Below are 21,594 nucleotides of genomic sequence, written 5' to 3'. Positions count from 1 at the left end.
GCTGGGGCGGGCAAGCGGGGCGTGGCGAGCGGGGCGGGAACGGCGGACGGCTCATCGGACCATCACCACGCCCACGGCGGTCAGGGCGAGCTGGAACAGCGACAGCGGCACGAGCCACACCCAGGCGAGGCGCTGGAGCTGGTCCTCGCGCATCCGCGGCCACGACACCCGCAGCCAGATGACGACGACGGCGACGAGGAAGCCCTTGAGGAGGGTCCACAGCCAGCCGAGGGTCGACTCGAGCGGGCCGGCCCACCCGCCGAGGAACAGCACCGCGAACAGGAGCGAGAACACGACGATGCCGGCGTACTCGGCGAGCAGGAAGAACGCGAACCGCAGGCCGGTGTACTCGGTGAAGGCGCCGAAGACGATCTCGGAGTCGGCGACCGGCATGTCGAACGGCGGCCGCTGCAGCTCGGCGAGCGCCGCGACGAGGAAGACGACCATGCCGGGCAGCTGCCACAGCAGCCACCACGGCGTCCAGGCCTCGGCGATGCCGATGAGCGACAGCGTGCCCCCGGCCAGCGCGACCGACGCGACCGACAGCACGAGCGGCAGCTCGTAGGACACGAGCTGGGCGGCCGCGCGCATGCCGCCGAGGAGCGAGTACTTGTTCGCCGAGGCCCACCCGGCCATCAGGGTGCCGACGACCCCGACGCCCACGGCGGCGAGGACGAGCACGACGCTCGCGTCGACGTCGGCCCCGACGACGCGCGGCGACAGCGGCACGACCGCGAGCGCGACGAGGTAGGGCACGAGGGCGACGAACGGCGCGAGGCGGAACACCCAGCGGTCGGCGCGGGCCGGCGTCACGTCCTCCTTCTGGACGAACTTGACGCCGTCGGCGACGAGCTGGGCCCAGCCGTGGAACCCTCCGGCGTACATCGGGCCGAGCCGGCCCTGCATGTGCGCCATGACCTTGTGCTCGGTCTGCCCGACGAGCAGCGGCAGCACGAGGAAGGCGGCGAGCACGGCGACGGCCCGCACGACCACCTCGAGCCAGGGGGCGAGCGTCATCGCGGCCCCCACTCGGGGCCGGGGACGCCCGGCGCCTGGACGCGTCGGCGGCCGGGGGCGCGGGCGCTGTCGTGCCCCTCCCCCGGCTCCTTGGCGCCGGGCCACTGCTTCGATGCGCGGGCCGCGAGCACGAAGGACTTGCGCAGCGGCGTGCCCTCGAAGCCCTCGGGCAGCAGGAGCGGGCGCAGGCCGAGGCCGGTGCCGTCGTCGAAGCCGTCGAAGTCGATGCCGAACATCTCGTGGGTCTCGCGCTCGTGCCAGGCGGCGCCGGCGAAGACGGGAGTCAGCGACGGCACGGGCTGGTCGGCCGGCACGCGGGTGCGCACGAGGACGCCGGTGGCGGCCCCGGGGCTCGAGGGGTCGATGAGGTGGCAGACGACGTCGAAGCCGGGCGCGTCGTCGCGGTCGGTCTCGTCGACGGCGGTGAGCCAGTCGAAGTAGGTGTGCCCCGCCTCGCGCAGCTGCAGGACGGCGCTCGCCCACGCGCCGAGCGGCACGTCGCGCGGGTCGGCGGTGATCATCGGTCGGCCCCCGACGGCGCACCGGTGCCGGACGCGCCGGACGCATCGGGCGTGCCGGACGCGTGGGAGGCACCGGACGCGTCGGACCCACGATCCGGGCGCGACAGGAGGGGACGACGCACGTCGCCGGAGCTCGCGACGCGGTGGCCGGCGTACCGGCCGCGGATCCGCTGGGCCGACAGCCGCTCGTCGGCGATCTGCTCCTGCAGGCGGATGATGCCGTGCAGCAGGGCCTCGGGCCGCGGCGGGCACCCCGGCACGTAGACGTCGACGGGGATGACCTGGTCGACGCCCTTGGTCACCGAGTAGGAGTCCCAGTACGGGCCGCCCGAGTTGGAGCAGGCACCGAAGGAGATGACGTACTTCGGCTCGGGCATCTGGTCGTAGAGGCGGCGGATCGCCGGGGCCATCTTGTCGGTCACCGTGCCCGACACGACCATGAGGTCGGCCTGCCGGGGACCGGGCGCGAAGGGGATGACGCCGAGCCGGATGAAGTCGTGGCGGCCCATCGACGCGGCGATGAACTCGATGGCGCAGCAGGCGAGCCCGAAGTTGAAGACCCAGAGCGAGTAGCGCCGGCCCCAGTTGAGGACGACCTTGATGGGCCGCGGGGCGTGGCCGCCGAGGGCCCCCATCCGCACGGGCGCGTGCGCCGACGCGACGGTCGGCATCGGCAGGTCGACGGGCTGTCCGGGCTCGTGCTGCGCCATCACACCCACCTCAGCAGGCCGCGTCGGGCCGCGTGCGCGAGCCCGAGGACGATGACGCCGATGAAGATGCCCATCTCGACGAGGCTGGCCCGGCCGATCGACGCGTCGCGCAGCACGAGCGCCCACGGGAACAGGTAGATGGCGTCGACGGCGAAGACGACGTAGAGGAAGCTGAACACGAAGTAGCGCACCTTGGTCTGGGCCCAGCCCTCGCCGACGGGGTCGACACCGGACTCGTAGGTGGTCAGCTTGGCCGGCAGCGGCGCGCTCGGGGCCAGGAGCCGCCGGGCGAGCATCGCGGCGGTCACGAGGACGACGCCTGCGGCGAGCACCGCTGCGACGGCTACGTACCCGGACATGTCGGCCAGCCTATCCATGCCTGCAGGTGCGTGGCACGGTGCGGTCCGCGGCATCCGGGCTACCCTGCGGGCCATGGTTCACAGGGGAAGCAGGGACCAGGACGACGTCGTGCCCGACCCGACCCGCGACCGGGTGGTCGATGCGGAGGGCGCCCCCGGCGCACGCGCGCGGCCTGACGGGCCCGGCGAGGACGCGATGGGCTGGGACGAGCAGGTGGCGCCCGACCGCCCCTCGCGCGGCCCGGTGCTGCGCGCCTGGGTGCGGGGGCTGCCGGCGTGGGCGCTCGGCGTCGCGCTCGTCACCGTCGCGACCGGGTGGCCGTGGCTGCTCCTCATGGGCTGGCTCCAGCGGGGCGGGCCCTACTTCTGGTGGTTCGTCCTCGGGTGCCTGCTCGTCGTCGCGGTGACGTGGCTGCGCTTCCTCGACGAGCGCGTGCTGCGCGCCGTGCCGGGCGTGCGCGGGCCGTCGGCCGGGCGGGAGGCCGAGCTGCTCGCCGCCCTGGCCGCGGCAGGTGCGCCTCCGGCCACGGTCTGGCTCGGCCGGGTCGGCACCGACCGCACCCGCTGCCTCGCGACGCCGACCCGCTGCCACGTCGTCGTGCCGCTCGAGCCGTCGGTCGACGACGCGACGCTCGCCGCCGACGCCGCGGCCCGGCTGCGCAGCTCCGGCCCGTGGCTGCTGCCGCTGACGCTCGTGGCGGGCACCGCGTGGCTCGGCCCGTTCACGCTGGTCGCCCAGCTCTTCCACCGGCGCCTCGGACTCGGCACCGGACGCGTCCCCGGCACCGGGGACGACGCCCCCGGGCCCGGGCAGCTGGACGCGTCCGGTGCCGTCGACCCGATCACGACGGCCGTCGCGTTCCTCGCCGCCGGCCTCACCGGCTTCGCCACGGCCTCATCCGCGGCGTCGGTGCTCGGCGACGGCGACCGCCTCAACCTCGACGCGTCCAACCCGTGGGTCACGGTGGCGGCGTACGCCCTCTTCGCCGGGCTGACGTGGATGATCCTGTGGGTCTGGCCCAAGGAGTGGGGCACCATCGCCGTCGACGGTGTCCGCTCGCGCGGCCCGGCCCCGACGTGGCGAGGCACCAACGACCGGCGCGAGGCGGTGCGCAACCGGGCCGTCATCGCGGGGCGGCGGGGCCTGGCCCAGGTGTTCGGCGCGTTCGGCTCGTGGTTCGCGGTGTCGATGTGGTGCATGTGGGCACCGCTCGGGCTCATGGAGCGGTTCGGGTGGGTCGAGAGCGCCACGCCCACCTACCGCCTCGTCTACCTCGTCCTGGCCGTGCCGGGGATCGCGCTCGGGGTCTACGCCTTCCGCTCGGGCTGGGACCTCCAGCGCGGCAACCCGATGTTCGTGCTGTTCTGGGGCGCCGTGTATCTCGCCACGACGGGTCTGACGCCGCTGCTCGTGTGGTGCCTCGCCGCGGCACACGTCGTCGACGACGCGTCGGGTCTCGCCCTCGGCGTCGCGCACGTCGCCGTGGCGCTCGTGCTCGCCGGCGGGCTCGGCGGCCTCGGCCGCCACCTGCTGGGGCGGCGCGGCGTCATGGTCGGGGCCCGGCCGGCGCCCGCACGCTGAGGCCGACGCTCGCTCCCGCGTCCGTCCGCGTCCGTCCGGTGCCCGACCACCCGAACCCCGGCGCACGAATCGACGTCGTCCACGTTGTGGCACCTGCACAAAGTGGGCCGATGTGCGTCATAGCATGGAAGAAGCCCGCAGCGTGCTGCCCCGGGCCGTGAATCGTAGGAATTCGAGGACGTCGCAGAGCATGAGCACCAAGAAGGTCCAGCAGCTCGATCGCGTGGTCATACGGTTCGCCGGGGACTCCGGCGACGGCATGCAGCTGACCGGTGACCGCTTCACCTCTCAGACGGCACTGCTCGGCAACGACCTGTCCACGCTGCCGAACTTCCCCGCCGAGATCCGCGCACCCCAGGGCACCCTGCCCGGCGTCTCCAGCTTCCAGCTGCACTTCGCCGACCACAACGTCCTGACGCCGGGCGACGCTCCCGACGTCCTCGTCGCGATGAACCCGGCCGCGCTCAAGGCCAACCTGCGCGACCTGCCCCGCGGCGCCACGCTCATCGTCAACACCGACGAGTTCTCCAAGCGGAACCTCTCGAAGGTCGGCTACGCCCAGAGCCCGCTCGAGGACGGCTCCCTCGACTCGTGGCACGTGCACCCCGTGGCCCTCACCTCGATCACCGTCGAGGCCCTCGCCTCGTTCGGCGACCTGACCCGCAAGGAGAAGGAGCGCGCGAAGAACATGTTCGCGCTCGGCCTCCTGTCGTGGCTCTACACCCGCCCCATGGAGGGCACCGAGGCGTTCCTCAAGGGCAAGTTCGCGAGCAAGCCGGACATCCTCGAGGCCAACCTCGCCGCCCTGCACGCCGGGTTCAACTACGGCGAGACCACCGAGGACTTCGCCGTCGCCTACGAGGTGGCCCCGGCCCCGATGCGTTCGGGCGCCTACCGCAACGTCACGGGCAACGTCGCACTCTCGCTCGGGCTCGTCGCCGCCGCCCACCGGGCCGGCCTGCCGCTCTTCCTCGGCTCCTACCCGATCACCCCTGCCTCCGACATCCTCCACACGCTCGCCGGCCTCAAGCGCTACGGCGTCGCCACGATGCAGGCCGAGGACGAGATCGCCGGCGTCGGCGCCGCCCTCGGGGCCAGCTTCGGCGGGGCGCTCGGCGTCACGACGACCTCCGGCCCGGGCCTGGCGCTGAAGGCAGAGACGATCGGCCTCGCGGTCTCGCTCGAGCTGCCGCTGATCGTCTGCGACATCCAGCGCGGGGGCCCCTCCACGGGCCTGCCCACCAAGACCGAGCAGGCCGACCTGCTCCAGGCGATGTTCGGCCGCAACGGCGAGTCGCCGGTCGCCGTCGTGGCCCCGGCCACGCCGGCCGACTGCTTCGACACCGCCATCGAGGCCGTCCGCATCGCCACGACCTACCGCACCCCGGTCATCGTGCTCTCCGACGGCTACCTCGCCAACGGGTCCGAGCCGTGGCGCCTGCCCCGCACCGCCGAGCTGCCCGACCTCACCGTCGAGCACGCCACCGAGCCCAACGCCACCGACGCCGACGGCAACCCGGTGTTCCACCCGTACCTGCGCGACCCCGAGACCCTCGCCCGGCCGTGGGCCGTGCCGGGCACGCCGGGCCTCGAGCACCGCGTCGGCGGCATCGAGAAGGCCGACGTCACCGGCAACATCTCCTACGACCCCGACAACCACGACCACATGACGCGGCTGCGCCAGGCCAAGATCGACGGGATCGCCGACACCATCGACCCGCTCGAGGTCGACGACCCGACCGGCGACGCCGACGTCCTCGTCCTCGGCTGGGGCTCGACGTACGGGCCGATCGCGGCCGGCGTGCGCCAGGCCCGCGCCCGGGGCGCCCGCGTCGCGCAGGCCCACCTGCGCCACCTCAACCCGTTCCCCGCCAACACCGGCGAGATGCTGCGCGCCTACGACCGTGTCATCGTCCCGGAGATGAACCTCGGCCAGCTGGCCCTGCTGCTGCGGGCGAAGTACCTCGTCGACGTCGAGTCGCACACCTCGGTGCGCGGCCTGCCGTTCCAGGCCGGCGACCTCGCCGACGTCATCGCCGCGGCGTCAACGTCGTCCACGTCGTCCACGGCGTCCACGTCGAGCGCCCCGGCGCCCCGGGCCGCGAACGGCAGGACGAACGGCAGCGCCACCGACGGGCGCGTGAAGGAGACCGCGAAGTGAGCACCGACCTCGGCATGCCCGCCATCGGCACCACCGGCGTCCCGCGCCTCGACGAGGGCGTCGCGCTGACGAAGAAGGACTTCACCTCCGACCAGGAGGTGCGCTGGTGCCCCGGCTGCGGTGACTACGCGATCCTCGCCGCCGTCCAGGGCTTCCTGCCCGAGCTCGGCCTGCGCCGCGAGAACATCGTCTTCGTCTCCGGCATCGGCTGCAGCTCGCGCTTCCCGTACTACCTCGACACCTACGGCATGCACTCGATCCACGGTCGCGCGCCGGCCATCGCCACCGGCCTGGCCGCCACGCGTGAAGACCTCTCGGTGTGGGTCGTCACCGGCGACGGCGACGCGCTGTCGATCGGCGGCAACCACCTCATCCACGCGCTGCGCCGCAACGTCAACCTCAAGATCCTGCTGTTCAACAACGAGATCTACGGCCTGACCAAGGGCCAGTACTCCCCCACCTCTCAGATCGGCCAGGTCACCAAGTCGACGCCGCTCGGCTCGCTCGACACCCCGTTCAACCCGGTGTCGCTCGCGCTCGGCGCCGAGGCCAGCTTCGTGGCGCGGACCATGGACTCCGACCGCCAGCACCTGACCTCGGTGCTGCGGGCCGCGGCCGAGCACCGCGGGTCGGCCTTCGTCGAGATCTACCAGAACTGCCCGATCTTCAACGACGGCGTCTTCGACGTCCTCAAGGACCGCACCGAGGCGGCCGCCCGCATCCTGCACCTCGCCGACGGCGAGGAGGTCGGCACGGCCGAGACCGTCGTCGTGCGCGACGACCGCGGCTCGCTCGCCGTCGTGCCGCGCGCCGAGGCCGACCCGGCCCGGGTCGTCGTCCACGACGCCGTCGCGACCGACCCGTCGGCCGCCTTCGCCCTCTCGCGCCTCGACTCCCCCGACCTCGGCCACGTGCCGATGGGGATCTTCCGCAACGTGTCGCGCCCGACCTACGACGACCTGCTCCGCGAGCAGGTGGCCTCGGCGCGCACCACCGAGATCACCGACGCCGACATCGACGCCCTCCTCGCCGGTCGCGACACGTGGACCGTCGGCGAGACGCCCGACGCGTGACGGCCTCCCGTCCGAGCCTCCGTCCAGGGTCGCGCCCCTCGTCGCGCACCGGCGGCCTGACGCTCGGCTCACCCGAGGGCGAGGTCGGGCGCGGCACGCTGCTCGGCTTCGCCGCGTACGGCATGTGGGGGCTGTTCCCGCTCTACTTCGACGCGCTGCGCCCGGCCGGCGCCTGGGAGATCCTCGCCAACCGGATCCTCTGGACGCTGCTCTTCTGCGCGCTCGTCCTGCTCGTGCGCCGCGACTTCGCGTGGATCGCACCGCTGCTGCGCCGGCCCCGGCTGCTCGTCGGGCTCACCGTCGCGGCCGTGCTCATCGCCGTCAACTGGGTCGTGTACGTCGCCGCCGTCGTGTCGGGCAACACGAGCGAGGCGGCCCTCGGCTACTTCCTCAACCCGCTCGTCACCGTCGCCCTCGGCGTCGTCGTGCTGCGCGAGCGGCTCCGACTGCTCCAGTGGGTCGCCGTCGGCATCGGCGCCGCGGCCGGGGTGTACCTCGGCGTCGCGGGCGGACGCGTGCCCTGGGTCGCGCTCTCCCTCGCCGTGTCGTTCGCCCTCTACGGGCTGACCAAGAAGAAGCTCGGGGCGAGCCTCGAGGCGATGCACGGGCTCACCGTCGAGACCGTCATCCTGGCTCCGGTCGCGGCCGTGACCCTCCTCGTCGTCGGCTCACAGGGCGAGCTCGCGTTCGGCCACCACGGCGCAGCGCACACGACGCTGCTCGTGCTCTCGGGCGTCGTCACCGCGGTGCCGCTGCTGTGCTTCGCCGCCGCGGCCCGACGCGTCCCGCTCGTGACGATCGGCCTCATCCAGTTCATCACCCCGGTCATGCAGCTGCTGTGCGCGGTGCTGCTCCTCGGCGAGCACCTGCCCGCCGAGCGGTGGGTCGGCTTCGGCATCGTCTGGGTGGCGCTGCTCGTCCTGACGACCGACTCGCTCCTCAGCGTGCGGGCCAACCGGCGGGCCACCCGGCTCGCGGCGCTCGAGCCGCGCCCCGTGCCCGCCGACGACTGCCCCCGCTGACCGAGGTCCTGACCCGCCGGGACCAGCCTCCGAGGGGGCAGGATGAGGTCATGAGCGCAGTGACGCCGAGCAGGGGAAGCACCGGGAGCGCCGCCGGGGTCGACGGCGCCCCGACCCGGACCGAGCACGACTCGATGGGCGAGGTACAGGTGCCGGCCGACGCCCTCTGGGGCGCGCAGACGGCCCGCGCCGTCGAGAACTTCCCGATCAGCGGCCAGCCGGTCCCGCCCGGCGTCGTGCACGCCCTGGCCCGGCTCAAGGCCGCCGCCGCCCGGGTCAACGCCGACCTCGGCGTGCTCGAGCCTGACATGGCGCAGGCCGTCGCCGCCGCGGCCGACGCCGTCGCGCGGGGAGAGCACGACGACCAGTTCCCCGTCGACGTCTTCCAGACCGGTTCGGGCACCTCGACGAACATGAACGTCAACGAGGTCGTGGCGCGCCTGGCCCACCTCTCCTCGGGCCTGGCCGTACACCCCAACGACCACGTCAACGCCGGCCAGTCGAGCAACGACACGTTCCCCAGCGCCCTGCGTGTGGCCGCCACCGTGGCCGCCATGACCACCCTCGCCCCGGCGCTCGAGCACCTCGCGAAAGCCTTGGGGCGCAAGGAGATCGAGTTCGCCGACGTCGTCAAGGCCGGTCGGACCCACCTCATGGACGCCGTGCCCGTCACCCTCGGCCAGGAGTTCGGGGGCTACCGCCGGCAGGTCGAGCTCGGCGTCGAGCGGGTGCGCCACGCGGCCGGCGCGACGGCCGAGCTGCCCCTCGGCGGCACCGCGGCCGGCACGGGCCTCAACGCGGCTCCCGGCTTCGCGGCCGCCGTCATCGAACGGGTGTCGGGCGACACCGGTATCGCCTTCCGCGAGGCGCAGGACCACTTCGAGGCGCAGTCGACCCAGGACGCCGTGGTCGAACTGTCGGGCGCGCTCAAGGTCGTGGCCGTCGGCCTGACGAAGATCTGCAACGACCTGCGGTGGATGTCATCGGGTCCGCGCACCGGCCTCGGCGAGATCCACCTGCCCGACCTCCAGCCCGGCTCGAGCATCATGCCCGGCAAGGTCAACCCCGTCGTGCCGGAGGCCACCCTCATGGTGTGCGCGCAGGTCATCGGCAACGACGTCACGGTGACCACCGCGGGCGCCGCCGGCAACTTCGAGCTCAACGTCATGCTGCCGGTGCTGGCCCGCAACGTCCTCGAGTCGCTGACGCTGCTCGCCGCGTCGGCACGCCTGCTCGCCGACCGCTGCATCGACGGGATCACGGCCGAGGTCGAGCACGCCCGCACCCTCGCCGAGGGGTCCCCGTCGGTCGTCACCCCGCTCAACCGCTACCTCGGCTACGAGACCGCTGCGGCCGTCGTCAAGCAGGCCGTCCGCGAGCGGAAGACGATCCGGGAGGTCGTCATCGAGCAGGGCCACGTCGCCGACGGACGCCTCACCGAGGAGCAGCTGGACGCCGCCCTCGACGTGCTCGCCATGACGCGTCCGCCGAGCCGCTCGTGACCACCGGCGAGCAGGTCGAGGGGCTGGCTCTGAGGACACGGGCTGGGCGGCTCGTCGTCACGGCAGCCGTGCTCGGCTCCGGGATGGCGATGCTCGACGGCACCGTCGTCAACGTCGCCCTCGTGCGCATCGGCCGCGAGCTGTCCGCCGATCTGGCTGGGCTGCAGTGGATCTCGAACGGCTACCTCCTCGCGCTGGCCTCACTCATCCTGCTCGGCGGCTCGCTCGGCGACCGCTACGGCCGCCGACGCGTGTTCGTCATCGGTGTCGTGTGGTTCACCCTCGCCTCGGCGGCGTGCGGGCTGGCCCAGTCGCCCGGGCAGCTCATCGCGGCCCGCGTGCTCCAGGGCATCGGCGGGGCCCTGCTCACCCCGGGCAGCCTCGCGATGATCCAGTCGACCTTCCGCCACGACGACCGCGGCCGCGCCATCGGCGCCTGGTCCGGCCTCGGCGGCATCGCGGTCGCCATCGGCCCGTTCGTCGGCGGCTGGCTCGTCGAGTACGCGAGCTGGCGCTGGGCGTTCCTGCTCAACGTGCCCCTCGGCATCCTCACGGTGGTCATCGCGGTGACCGCCGTGCCCGAGACGCGCGACGCCGAGGCCGACCACACCTTCGACGTCGCCGGCGCGGTCCTCGCCACGCTCGCGCTCGGCGTCACGACCTTCGCCCTCATCGAGCACGACGCGCTCGGCGCCGGCGGCACCGTGGCCGTCGCGGGCCTGGGGGTCCTGCTCGGGGTGGCCTTCGTCGTCGTCGAGCGCCGCACCCACCACCCGATGGTGCCGCCGTCGCTGTTCGCCTCGCGACAGTTCAGCGCCGCCAACGGCATGACCCTGCTCGTCTACGCGGCGCTCGGGGCCGTCTTCTTCTTCCTCACCCTGCAGCTGCAGACCGTGCTCGGCTGGGGGCCGCTGCCGGCCGGCGTCGCCACCCTGCCGATCACCGTGCTCATGCTGCTGTTCGCGGCCCGCGGCGGTGAGCTCGCGGCCCGCATCGGGCCGCGCGTGCCCATGACGGTCGGTCCCGTGTTCTGCGGGCTCGGGACGCTGCTGCTCGCCGGCGTCAACGCGTCGACGTCCTACTGGACCGGGGTGCTGCCCGGCGTCACGGTCTTCGGCATCGGGCTCGTGCTGCTCGTCGCCCCGCTCACCGCCACGGTGCTCGCCGCGGCGCCGGACCGCTTCGCCGGCGTGGCCAGCGGCGTCAACAACGCCGTGGCCCGCTCGGGCAGCCTGCTGGCCGTGGCCGCGCTCCCCGCCGCCGTCGGCCTGTCCGGCGCGGACTACGCCCGGCCTGAGGCGTTCTCGTCGGCCTACCGCACCGCCATGCTCGTCTGCGCCGTGATGCTCCTCGCCGGTGCCGCCGTGTCGTGGCTGCTCATCCGCAACGACGTGCCGGAGCCCGAGAGCGATGCCCGCGAGGTGTCCGAGGAGCCCGTCGCCGCCGTCGGCGCCGGTACGCGGAGCCCCGCAGGCTGGTCCTGCTCGGGCACCCAGGGCTGCCCCGGCACGAGTACCGAGCGCGCGGCTGCCGTCGGCGCGGACCCGGCTCGCTAGCATCGGCGCGTGGAGCCACCTCGACCAGCCCTGCGCGTCGGTGCCGTGTCGCTCGACTGCGCCGACCACCGGACGCTGGCACGGTTCTGGGCCGACCTGCTCGCAGGCCGCCTGCTGTGGTCGAACGAGCACGCGTCTGCGGTCGACGTCGGCGGGCTCGTGTTCGTGGCCCAGCAGGTCGCGGGCCATGTCGAGCCGGTCTGGCCCGGCACCTCGGTGCTGCACCTCGACCTGACGGCCGAGGACGCCGGCTCCCTCGACGCGCTCGCCGACCGCGCCGTGTCCCTGGGCGCGCGCCTCGCCGACCGCCAGCCGGACCACCGGTGGCGCGTGCTGCTCGACCCGGCCGGGCACCCGTTCTGCATCACGCCCTTCGCCCCCTGACCCCACCACCGCGGCTACGCTCGGCCGATGACGCTGGACGACGTCGAGGCCTACCTCGCGACGCTCGAGGGCTGCCGCGCCCGGCGCGTCGACGGCCGGCGAGCCTGGTACGTGGACGGCCTGCTCGTGGCGCGGGCCGACGCCCCCGGAACGCTGCTCGTGCGCCTCGGCGGCGCGGACCGGGAACGGCTCGTGGCCCAGCACCCGGACACCTTCGGCGTGCCACCCGCCTGGGAGGCGCACACCAAGGTGCAGGCCGACCTCGCCGGGAACCGGGCCGTGCTCGAGGAGGCCCTGCATCTCGCCTGGGAGCGCCAGCGCACCGCACGCTCCACCTGAGCCCCCCCCACGTCGAGAAGGAGCCGGATCGCCTGCTCGACGGCGCCGCCTCGGGCGTCGGGCTCGGACGACGGGTGCATCGTCGTTCGCTCTGCATTGCTCCGCAGGGTGGGCCAGTCCGTAGGAGCCTGTCGGCTGGCACGGTTCGTGGAGCAACGCAGAGCGGGCGCGGCGGGCGGCTGCGTCGCGGTCAGCGCTGCGCGGGGCGACGTCAGGAGCCGAGCACCCGCTCGAGGTAGGGGTTGGCGAACCGACGCTTCGGGTCGACGCGGTCGCGCACGGCGAGGAAGTCGTCGAACCGTGGGTACATCCCGCGCAGGTAGGCGGCGTCGCGGGTGTGCATCTTGCCCCAGTGCGGCCGACCGCCGTGGTTGACCGCGATCGCCTCGAACGCCTGGAAGTAGGCGCCGGGCTGCTGGCGGTGGTACTTGTGGATCGCGACGTAGCAGCTCTCCCGCTCGTAGGCCGTCGAGAGCCAGACGTCGTCGGCGGCGGCCACCCGGCACTCGACCGGGAAGGAGATCTGCTCGTCGTGGGTGTCGACCCACTGCCGCAGCTCGAGGAGAACGTCGGCGAGCGAGGCGCGCGGGAAGGCCCACTCGGACTCCATGAAGCGCACGTCGCGCTCCGTGACGAAGACCTTGTACGACCAGTCGGTGTACTGCCGCTCCGACAGCGCCCGCGAGGCGACGGCGTTGATGCCGCGGGTCGTGCGTGGCATCCGGGTGGCGACGCGGTTGGTCAGCTCGAAGAACCGGTTGGCCAGCAGGTCGTCGTCGAGCCGCTCGCGCCAGGCCGGCAGCGGCTTGGCGGTCGTGCCCGCGGGCACCCGGTTGTTGCGCTTGGTCTGGGTGCGGTCGGTGTGCGGGAACCAGTAGAACTCGAAGTGGTCGTTGGTCTCGGCCACGACGTCGAGGTGGTCGAGCACGTCGAGGAGCGGCTCGGGCTTCTCGACGGCGTGCAGCAGGAAGGCCGGCACGACCGCGAGCGTGATCTCGGTGACGACGCCGAGGGCGCCGAGGCCCAGGCGTGCGGCCTGGAACAGCTCGGGCTCGCGCCGCGGCGAGCAGTCGACGACCGAGCGGTCGGCGAGCACGAGGCGCAGGCCGCGGATGCCGGCGGACAGCCCCTGCAGGCGAAGGCCGGTGCCGTGGGTGCCCGTACCGGTGGCGCCGGCGATGCTCTGGCGGTCGACGTCACCGAGGTTCGGCAGCGCGTAGCCGAAGGCGGCGAGCTCCTCGTTGAGCACGTGCAGCGGCGTACCGGCGCGCACCGTGGCCTCGCCGCGCGTCGCGTCGATCGAGGTGATGCCCGTCAGCGCGCCGAGGCGCAGCTGGACGCCGTCGGTGACGGCGACGCCGGTGAACGAGTGCCCGGCGCCGATCGCCTTGACCCGCAGGTCGCGGTCGGCCGCCCGGCGCAGCTCGTCGGCCACCTCGGCCTCGCTGCGCGGCGTCGCGACGCGGGCCAGCTTCGTCGACTCGGTGCCGGCCCAGTTGGACCACTCGACGCTCCGCACGACGCGTGTCGCCTTCTCAGCCAAAGCACTGCCCTTCCCCGCGGTAGGTCGCGGCACGTCCGACGACCTCGTCGCCACCGGCACCGGCCACGAGCACGAACTCGGTGAACCGCTCGGCCAGCTCCCCTGCCTTGGCGTGTCGGAACCATACTCGGTCGCCGAGCGCGAGCCGGTCGGCCCCGGGTCCGCGCAGCGGCGTCTGCACCTCGCCCGTGCCCTCGCGCCGCTCGAGCCGCAGGCCCTGCTCCTCGAGCGGCTCGGGCACCCGCGACCAGCCCGGCGGGCCCGACGCGACGTAGCCGCCGCCGTACGCCGTGACGACGCCGTCGGCGGGGCGTCGCACGACGGCGGTGCCGAAGAAGGCCGCCGGTGTCAGGTCGAGGGCGTCGTAGTCGTCGAAGAGCGTCGGCGCGTAGAGGCCCGACCCGGCGGCGAGCTCGGTGAGCGAGGCGTCGCGCCCGGTGACGTGCAGGCTGCCGGTGCCACCGCCGTTGACGATCTCGAGGTCGGCCAGGGCCCGGGCCGCCGCGACGACCTCGCCGCGCCGGGCCAGCAGCTCCTTGGCCGACGCCTTCTTCATCCGGCGCACCGCGGGCCCGGTGTCGGGCAGCCCGGCGATCTGGGCGTCGTAGAACATGAGGCCGACGACGACGAGGCCGTGGGCCTGCGCACGGCGGATGACCGCCTCGACGTCAGCGGGCGTGCGCGTCGGGGAGCGCCGGACGCCCATGTGTGCGGGACCGACCCGCAGCGAGGCGTCGACGTCGACGGCCACCCGCAGGCCGACGTGCCCCGGCACGTCGCGGGCCAGCAGGTCGACGTGCTCGACGCTGTCGACCATGACGGCGACGGACGCGCGCACCTCGGCGTCGGCGGCGATCTCGGCCAGCGCCTCGACGTCGACGCTCGGGTAGGCGAGCAGCACATCGCGCTGCCCGGAGCGCGCCCACCAGATCGCCTCGCAGGCCGAGTAACACATGAGACCGGCGAAGCCCTCCCGCGCCAGAGCCCGCTCGATGAGCGAGCGGCAGCGCAGCGACTTCGTCGCGACGCGGATCGGCAGCCCGCCGGCCAGGCGGACGAGCGCCGACGCGTTGGCGTCGAACGCGTCGACGTCGACGACGGCGAGCGGGTAGGGCAGCCCGACGGTCGCGGCCGACAGCCGCGGGGCGGTGAGCCGGCCGCGGGGCGCCGCGGCGGGCGTCGAGGCGGGCGTGGAGGGGTGGCCGCTCATGAGCGCACCCTACCGAGCGTCACCTCACCACCGGCCCGTGACGTCACCCCGCGCGCTCGACGACCGAGAGGGCCAGGGCCTGCAGCGCCGCCTTGGCGTCGCTGTCGGGCAGCGGGTCGAGCAGCCGCTGGGCGTCGCGCGCCACGGCGAAGGTCTCCTCGCGGGCCCGCTCGAGCCCGGGGTGGCTCCGCAGCAGCTCGAGAGCCTCGGCGACGCCGGCCTCGTCCTCGGACAGGTCGGTGTCGAGCAGCTCGATCAGCCGGGTGTCCTGCGGCCGGGACGGGTCGGCGAGCGACCGGGCCCGCAGCACCGCGAGCGTGTCGACGCCCTCGCGCAGGTCGGTGCCGGGCACCTTGCCGGACTCCCCCGACTCGGACTCGATGTCGATGAGGTCGTCGGCCAGCTGGAAGGCGATGCCGACCTTCTCGCCGTACAGGCGCAGCGTCTCTGCTGTCTCGGCCGAGCCGCCGCTGAACATGACGCCGTAGCGCCCGGCCGTCGCGATGAGCACGCCGGTCTTGTCGGCGAGGACGCCGAGGTAGTAGTCGACCGGGTCGACGCCCTCGGGGCAAGCGCGGTCGTCGCGGATCTGCCCCGCGCACAGCCGCACGAAGGTCTGCGCCTGGATGAGCACCGCCTCCGCCCCGAGCCCGGCGACCAGCTCGGAGGCCTTGCCGAAGAGCAGGTCGCCGACGAGGATCGCCGTCGAGTTGCCGAAGGCGACGTTCGCCGACGTGACGCCCCGGCGCATGCGCCCGTCGTCCATGACGTCGTCGTGGTAGAGCGAGGCGAGGTGGGTCAGCTCGACCCCGGCCGCGGCCCGCACGACGTCGTCGTTGATGCCCTCGCCCAGCTCGGCCGCCAGGAGCGTCAGCAGCGGCCGGAACCGCTTGCCTCCGGCCTCGAGCAGGTGGCCGGAGGCCTGCGCGATGAACGGGTCGTCGTGGTCGACGACCTCGCGCAGGAGGGCGTCGACCCGCTCGAGCCCGTCGCGCAGCGTGGCGGCGAGCTCGGGCGTGGCCCCCGGGATCCCGAGGACCGGCGGCGTGGCGTGCGTTGTCATCGGCTCGCGCTCACCGCACGAACTGCGACGCGCGGTCGGCGAGGTCGAGCAGTGCCGAGGGCAGGACGCCGAGCGCGAGGGTCACGAGCGTGCCGACCGCGATGGAGAACGTCGTGGTGACCGACGGCGTCACGACCTCCACCGAGTCGTCGGGCGACTCGCTGAAGAACATGAGCACGATGACACGGGCGTAGACGAACACCGTGATGGCGCTGCACAGCACACCGACGACGGCCAGGACCGTTCCGGTCGCGCCGCCCGTCGCGATGGCGGCCGCGAAGACGCCGAACTTCGACACGAAGCCGCTCGTCAGCGGGATGCCGGCGAAGGCGAGCATGAGGAAGGCGAACGCCGAGCCGACGACCGGGTGGCGACGGCCGATGCCGGCCCACTGCGACAGGTGCGTGGCCTCGGTGCCGTTCTGGCGCACGAGCGACACGATGGCGAAGGCCGCGATCGTCGAGAACCCGTAGGCGACGAGGTAGAAGAGCACCGAGCCGACGCCCGCACGGCCGAAGGCGAGGACACCGACGAGGATGAAGCCGGCGTGCGCGATCGAGGAGTAGGCGAGCAGGCGCTTGACGTCGGTCTGGGTGACCGACAGCACCGAGCCGACGACCATCGTCAGCAGCGCGACGACGACGATGGCGTTCTGCCACTCCCACCGCGCGGTGTCGAGGCCGGTGTAGGCCAGGCGCAGGATCGCGCCGAAGGCCGCCGCCTTGGTGCACGCGGCCATGAAACCGGTGACCGGCGTCGGGGCGCCCTGGTAGACGTCGGGCGTCCACGCGTGGAACGGCACCGCGCCCACCTTGAAGAGCAGACCGACGAAGACGAGGAACGCGCCCGGCAGGAGCAGGCCGTTCATCTCGATCGGGCCGGTGGCCACGGCCTTGGAGAGGTCGCCGAAGTACACCGAGCCGGCGTAGCCGTAGAGCAGCGCCGTGCCGAAGAGGAAGAACGCCGAGCTGAATGCGCCGAGGAGGAAGTACTTCAGCGAGGCCTCCTGCGAGAGCAGGCGACGGCGTCGGGCCAGGCCCGAGAGGATGTAGAGCGGCAGCGAGAGCACCTCGAGCGCGACGAACATCCCGATGAGGTCGTTCGTCGCTGGGAAGAGCATCATGCCGCCGATGGCGAACATCGTCAGCGGGAAGACCTCGGAGGTCAGCGCGCCCGCGCGGGCCGCGGCCGTCTCGTAGGGCGAGCCCGGCGTCGACGCGCCGCTCGGGGTGAACGCGTCGGGACCGGCGCCACCGAAGCGCTCGGCCATCGTCAGGACGCCCAGGATGCCCATGAGGACGATCGCGCCCTGCATGAACAGGGCCGGACCGTCGATGGCCAGCGCGAAGAGCTGGCGGTTCGTCGCACCGTCGGTCAGGCCCATCGTCAGGCCCTCGTGGCTCGAGGCCGCGACGACGGCGACCGCCGAGGCGACGAGGCCGGCGACCGCGAGCGACACCTGCGTGACGTGGCGGCTCGAACGCGGCGCGAACGCCTCGACGAGCACGCCGACCAGGCCCGTGCCGAACACGATGAGCATCGGCAGGACGGCCAGGTAGTCGACGTTCGACTGCTGGAACGCGGCGGGAAGCGTGGTCAGCGCCAGCGGTGCGGCGGCGGTCACTTCGAGCTCCCTTCGGCCAGCGTGCCGGCCGGGTTGACGGAGGGATCGGCGGTCTTGACGACGGTGAGCGTCTTGTCGACGGCCGGGTTGATGACGTTGAGCGCCAGGTTCGGGTAGAAGCCGAGCACGAGGAAGGCCGCGATGATCGGGACCGCGACGACCTTCTCGCGGGTCGTCAGGTCGCGGACGAGCGACAGGCCGCGCCGGCCCTGCTCGTCGAGGCCGGCGTGCTCACGCTCGCCGACGATGCCCTCGGGCTTCGGGCCCGTCATGACCCGCTTGTACATGAGCAGGATGTAGAGCGCCGCGAGGATGATGCCGGTCGTCGCGATGACGGCCGCCACCGGCTGCGTCGGGAAGCTGCCGACGAGCACGAGGAACTCGGAGACGAAGCTGCTCAGGCCCGGCAGCGCCAGACCCGACAGGCCGGCGACGAGGAAGATCCCCGCGAGGCCCGGCGTGACCCGCTGCCACCCACCGAAGTCGGGGATGCGCTTGCTGCCCCGGCGCCGCACGAGCATCGCGGCGAAGAGGAACAGCGCCGCCGTCGAGAAGCCGTGGTTGACCATGTAGAGGTTCGAGCCGGCGTTGCCGGTCGAGGTGAAGGCGAAGATGCCGAGCACGATGAAGCCGAAGTGGCTGATCGACGTGTACGAGATGAGTCGCATCATGTCGGTCTGGCCGATGGCGAGCAGCGCCCCGTAGATGATCGACACGACCGCGAGGACGATGACGACGGGCGTCGCCCACCGGCTCGCCTCCGGGAACAGCTGGAGGCAGAACCGGATCATCCCGAACGTGCCGACCTTGTCGAGGACGCCGACGAGGAGCGTCGCCGTGGCCGGCGTCGACTCGGTGGCGGCGTCGGGCAGCCACGTGTGAACCGGCACCATCGGGGCCTTGACCGCGAAGGCGAGGAAGAAGCCGACGAAGAGCAGGCGCTCGGTGGTCGGGTCCATCTGCAGGCCCGTGAGGCGCTCGACGAGGAAGCCCTCGGCGCCGCCCGGGCCCTGGACACCGAGGCCGATGACGGCCACGAGCATGACGAGACCGCCGGCGAGCGAGAAGAGGAGGAACTTCATCGCGGCGTACTGCCGGCGCGGGCCGCCGAAGCGCCCGATGAGGAAGTACACCGGGATGAGCATCGCCTCGAAGAAGACGTAGAAGAGGAACACGTCGGTGGCCGCGAAGACCCCGACCATGAACGTCTCGAGGACGAGCAGCAGTGCGAAGTAGGTCTTGACGCGCTGGGCCCCGCGCGGGCCGGGCTCCTCGGCCACGTCGTGCCACGCGGCGAGGATGCACACCGGCGTGAGGACGAGGGCCATGAGGATGAGCACGAGCGCGATGCCGTCGACGCCGAGGGCGTAGCTGACCCCGAACTGCGGGATCCACGGGTGCAGCTCACCGAGCTGGAACTGGGCCGTGCTGTGCCGGTCGAACTGGAGCGCGGCGACGACGCCGAGCACCAGCGTCAGCACCGACGTGCCGAGCGCGACGCGCTTGGCGGTCTCGGCGCCGCCGGGCAGGAACGCGACGAGGAGCGCGCCGACGAGCGGCACGACCCCGAGGATCGTCAGCCACGGGACGCTGGACATGCTGGTCGTCACCGTCGAGACGGTCGTGACGGTCGTCATCAGGAGATCACCCACAGGGCACCGAGGATGGCGACGACGCCCGCGAGCATCGTCAGGGCATAGGAGCGTGCGAAGCCGTTCTGCAGCTTGCGCAGGCGGGCGCTGGTCCCGCCGACGAGCGCGGCGAGGCCACCGGCCGCACCGTCGACACCCTTGCTGTCGAAGAAGACGAGCGAGCGTGTCAGGTGGATGCCGGGTCGCATGAGGAGGGCCTCGTTGACCTGGTCCTGGTAGAGGTCCTTGCGGGCCCCCTGCGTCAGCAGGTTGCCGACCGGAGCCGTGACCGGGACCTCCTCACGCCAGTAGCGCAGCCAGGCGAGGGCACCGCCGGCGGCGACGAGCACGAGCGTCAGCACGAGCAGGACCGGGACGGGGATGACGGGGTGGGCATCCGCCGGTTCGGCGCCGGTGACCGGCTCGAGCCAGCTGTTGAACAGCCCCGTCGGACCGAGGATGAGTCCGAGGAAGGCCGAGCCGAAGGCGAGCACGATCATCGGCACCGTCATGAGCTTGCCCGACTCGTGCGGGTGCACGTCGTCGGTCCAGCGCTTCTTGCCGTGGAAGGTCATGAAGAACAGGCGCGACATGTAGAAGGCCGTGATGGCGGCGCCGATGAGGGCGGCGCCACCGAAGACCCACGGGCGCCAGCCCTCGCCGACGAAGGCGGCCTCGATGATCTTGTCCTTGGACCAGAAGCCCGAGAACGGAGGCACACCGAGGATCGCGAGCCAGCCGATGCCGAACGTCGCCCACGTGATCTTCATGGCGCCCGACAGGCCACCGAAGCGGCGCATGTCGACCTGGTCGTTCATGCCGTGCATCACCGAGCCGGCGCCGAGGAACATCCCGGCCTTGAAGAAGCCGTGCATGAGCAGGTGGAAGATCGCGAAGGCATAGCCGACCGGGCCGAGGCCCGCGGCCAGCATCATGTAGCCGATCTGGCTCATCGTCGAGGCCGCGAGGGCCTTCTTGATGTCGTCCTTGGCGCAGCCGACGATCGCCCCGAAGAGCAGCGTGATCGCACCGACGATGACGACGACGAGCTGGGCGGTCGGGGCGGCCTCGAAGATCGGCGCGGAGCGCACGACGAGGTAGACGCCCGCGGTGACCATCGTCGCCGCGTGGATGAGCGCCGACACCGGCGTCGGGCCGGCCATGGCGTCGCCCAGCCAGCTCTGCAGCGGGAACTGCGCCGACTTGCCGCAGGCACCGAGCAGGAGCATGAGGCCCATCGCCGTCATGAAGCCCTGGTTGGCGTTGCTGCCGGCTGCCCCGAGGACGGTCGTGAAGTCGACCGCTCCGAAGTGGAAGAACATCAGCATGATGGCGACCGACAGGCCGAAGTCACCGACGCGGTTGGCGATGAACGCCTTGTTGGCCGCGGTGGCGTACGCCGGGTTGTGGTTCCAGAAGCCGATGAGCAGGTAGGACGCGAGACCGACACCCTCCCAGCCGACGTAGAGCAGCAGGTAGCTGTTCGCGAGGACGAGCAGGAGCATCGACGCCACGAAGAGGTTGAGGTAGGCGAAGAAGCGCCGCTTGTCGGGGTCGTGCTCCATGTACCCGATCGAGTACACGTGGATGAGCGACCCGACGAACGTGATGAGCAGGACGAAGACCATCGAGAGCTGGTCGACGAGCAGGCCCGCGTTGACGTGGAAGCTGCCGGCCGAGATCCAGTCGAAGAGGTCGACGGTCTGGGCGCGGTCCTCGGCGCCACGGCCGAGCATCGAGAAGAAGATGACGGCGCCGACGACGAACGAGCCCCACGACAGGGCCGTTCCCAGGATCGGGCCGAACTTGTCGGTGCGGCGTCCGCCGAGCAGGAGGATCGCGGCGCCGAGCATCGGCAGCGCGACGAGCAGCCACGCAGCCGACGTCACGCCGGTGGCGGCGTGCGCCTCTCCCTCGTGGGCGGCGAGCCCCGCGTAGGTCCCCAACGAGCTCGTGTGGCCCGTCAGCGTCTGGACGAGTGTTCCCATGCTGTCCGGCGCTCCTTACAGCTTCAGCAGGTTGGCGTCGTCGACCGAGGCCGACCGGCGGGCACGGAAGATCGCCATGATGATGGCGAGTCCGACGACGACCTCCGCGGCGGCGACGACCATGACGAACAGGGCCATGACCTGACCGTCGAGGCTGCCGTGCATCCGCGAGAAGGTGACGAGGGCGAGGTTCGTCGCGTTGAGCATGAGCTCGACGCCCATGAACACGATGATCGCGTTGCGACGCGTCAGCACGGTGGCCGCGCCGATGGCGAAGAGCAGCACCGCCAGGTAGACGTAGTGCATCGG

The 21,594-nt window shown here is 72.6% G+C and carries 19 protein-coding genes; 8 read left to right on the top strand and 11 right to left on the bottom strand.

Annotated features, from left to right (window positions below; genetic code table 11):
- Positions 1-51: 51 nt before the first annotated feature.
- Genes RY076_RS11680 through RY076_RS11665 form a run of 4 tightly spaced genes read right to left on the bottom strand, consistent with a single transcriptional unit; the run spans position 52 to position 2,607 of the window.
- On the bottom strand, positions 52-1,017 hold the full coding sequence (locus RY076_RS11680; RefSeq protein WP_323097996.1) for a complex I subunit 1/NuoH family protein: 966 nt from the start codon (positions 1,015-1,017) through the stop codon (positions 52-54).
- Positions 1,014-1,538: an NADH-quinone oxidoreductase subunit C gene (locus RY076_RS11675; RefSeq protein ID WP_323097994.1), complete on the bottom strand. Its 525-nt coding sequence runs from the start codon at positions 1,536-1,538 to the stop codon at positions 1,014-1,016. The genes RY076_RS11680 and RY076_RS11675 overlap by 4 nt, the downstream gene beginning before the upstream one ends.
- Positions 1,535-2,248, bottom strand: coding sequence for an NADH-quinone oxidoreductase subunit B (locus tag RY076_RS11670; protein ID WP_413785761.1), 714 nt, complete (start codon positions 2,246-2,248; stop codon positions 1,535-1,537). The genes RY076_RS11675 and RY076_RS11670 overlap by 4 nt, the downstream gene beginning before the upstream one ends.
- Positions 2,248-2,607: an NADH-quinone oxidoreductase subunit A gene (locus RY076_RS11665; protein WP_323097992.1), complete on the bottom strand. Its 360-nt coding sequence runs from the start codon at positions 2,605-2,607 to the stop codon at positions 2,248-2,250. Before RY076_RS11665 ends, RY076_RS11670 begins: the two co-directional genes overlap by 1 nt.
- A 73-nt stretch (positions 2,608-2,680) precedes the next feature.
- Between RY076_RS11665 and RY076_RS11660 the strand changes: the two genes are divergently transcribed.
- The 8 genes from RY076_RS11660 (at position 2,681) to RY076_RS11625 (ending at position 12,226) form a co-directional block, all read left to right on the top strand.
- Positions 2,681-4,189, top strand: coding sequence for a hypothetical protein (locus tag RY076_RS11660; protein WP_323097990.1), 1,509 nt, complete (start codon positions 2,681-2,683; stop codon positions 4,187-4,189).
- Positions 4,190-4,379: 190 nt separating this feature from the next.
- A complete protein-coding gene (locus RY076_RS11655; protein WP_323097988.1) occupies positions 4,380-6,350 on the top strand; it encodes a 2-oxoacid:acceptor oxidoreductase subunit alpha in 1,971 nt (656 codons plus the stop codon).
- Positions 6,347-7,423 carry a 2-oxoacid:ferredoxin oxidoreductase subunit beta gene (locus RY076_RS11650; RefSeq protein ID WP_323097986.1) on the top strand — a complete coding sequence of 359 codons (1,077 nt, stop codon included), beginning with the start codon at positions 6,347-6,349 and terminating at the stop codon, positions 7,421-7,423. The genes RY076_RS11655 and RY076_RS11650 overlap by 4 nt, the downstream gene beginning before the upstream one ends.
- Positions 7,420-8,445: an EamA family transporter RarD gene (gene rarD, locus RY076_RS11645; RefSeq protein ID WP_413785760.1), complete on the top strand. Its 1,026-nt coding sequence runs from the start codon at positions 7,420-7,422 to the stop codon at positions 8,443-8,445. The genes RY076_RS11650 and rarD overlap by 4 nt, the downstream gene beginning before the upstream one ends.
- Positions 8,446-8,579: 134 nt before the next feature.
- Entirely contained in the window at positions 8,580-9,947 is a 1,368-nt protein-coding gene (locus RY076_RS11640) for a class II fumarate hydratase (protein ID WP_413785770.1), read from the top strand.
- The gene (locus tag RY076_RS11635) at positions 9,944-11,503 is read left to right on the top strand and encodes an MFS transporter (protein WP_323097981.1); all 1,560 of its coding nucleotides are present in this window, start codon (positions 9,944-9,946) and stop codon (positions 11,501-11,503) included. The genes RY076_RS11640 and RY076_RS11635 overlap by 4 nt, the downstream gene beginning before the upstream one ends.
- Positions 11,504-11,512: 9 nt before the next feature.
- Complete coding sequence (locus RY076_RS11630; RefSeq protein WP_323097977.1) at positions 11,513-11,887, top strand: VOC family protein; 375 nt, start codon at positions 11,513-11,515, stop codon at positions 11,885-11,887.
- A 27-nt stretch (positions 11,888-11,914) separates the two neighbouring features.
- Positions 11,915-12,226, top strand: coding sequence for a hypothetical protein (locus tag RY076_RS11625; protein ID WP_323097974.1), 312 nt, complete (start codon positions 11,915-11,917; stop codon positions 12,224-12,226).
- Positions 12,227-12,437: 211 nt separating this feature from the next.
- Here the strand turns inward: RY076_RS11625 and RY076_RS11620 are convergent, their stop codons facing one another.
- Genes RY076_RS11620 through nuoK form a run of 7 tightly spaced genes read right to left on the bottom strand, consistent with a single transcriptional unit; the run spans position 12,438 to position 21,591 of the window.
- Positions 12,438-13,769, bottom strand: a complete 1,332-nt coding sequence (locus RY076_RS11620) for a D-arabinono-1,4-lactone oxidase (protein ID WP_323097972.1) — start codon at positions 13,767-13,769, stop codon at positions 12,438-12,440.
- Entirely contained in the window at positions 13,762-14,979 is a 1,218-nt protein-coding gene (locus tag RY076_RS11615; protein WP_323097968.1) for a type III PLP-dependent enzyme domain-containing protein, read from the bottom strand. The genes RY076_RS11620 and RY076_RS11615 overlap by 8 nt, the downstream gene beginning before the upstream one ends.
- 43 nt (positions 14,980-15,022) lie before the next feature.
- Positions 15,023-16,042, bottom strand: a complete 1,020-nt coding sequence (locus tag RY076_RS11610) for a polyprenyl synthetase family protein (RefSeq protein ID WP_323097966.1) — start codon at positions 16,040-16,042, stop codon at positions 15,023-15,025.
- A gap of 10 nt (positions 16,043-16,052) precedes the next feature.
- A complete protein-coding gene (gene nuoN, locus RY076_RS11605; protein WP_323097964.1) occupies positions 16,053-17,666 on the bottom strand; it encodes an NADH-quinone oxidoreductase subunit NuoN in 1,614 nt (537 codons plus the stop codon).
- The gene (locus RY076_RS11600; protein ID WP_323098282.1) at positions 17,663-19,264 is read right to left on the bottom strand and encodes an NADH-quinone oxidoreductase subunit M; all 1,602 of its coding nucleotides are present in this window, start codon (positions 19,262-19,264) and stop codon (positions 17,663-17,665) included. Before RY076_RS11600 ends, nuoN begins: the two co-directional genes overlap by 4 nt.
- Before the next feature lie 38 nt (positions 19,265-19,302).
- A complete protein-coding gene (gene nuoL / locus RY076_RS11595; RefSeq protein WP_323097962.1) occupies positions 19,303-21,285 on the bottom strand; it encodes an NADH-quinone oxidoreductase subunit L in 1,983 nt (660 codons plus the stop codon).
- A gap of 15 nt (positions 21,286-21,300) precedes the next feature.
- Positions 21,301-21,591: an NADH-quinone oxidoreductase subunit NuoK gene (gene nuoK, locus RY076_RS11590; protein WP_413785769.1), complete on the bottom strand. Its 291-nt coding sequence runs from the start codon at positions 21,589-21,591 to the stop codon at positions 21,301-21,303.
- Positions 21,592-21,594: the final 3 nt, after the last annotated feature.

This window comes from Intrasporangium zincisolvens (assembly GCF_034724055.1).
GTDB lineage: Bacteria > Actinomycetota > Actinomycetes > Actinomycetales > Dermatophilaceae > Monashia > Monashia zincisolvens.
This window is presented reverse-complemented; position numbering and strand designations above follow the sequence as displayed.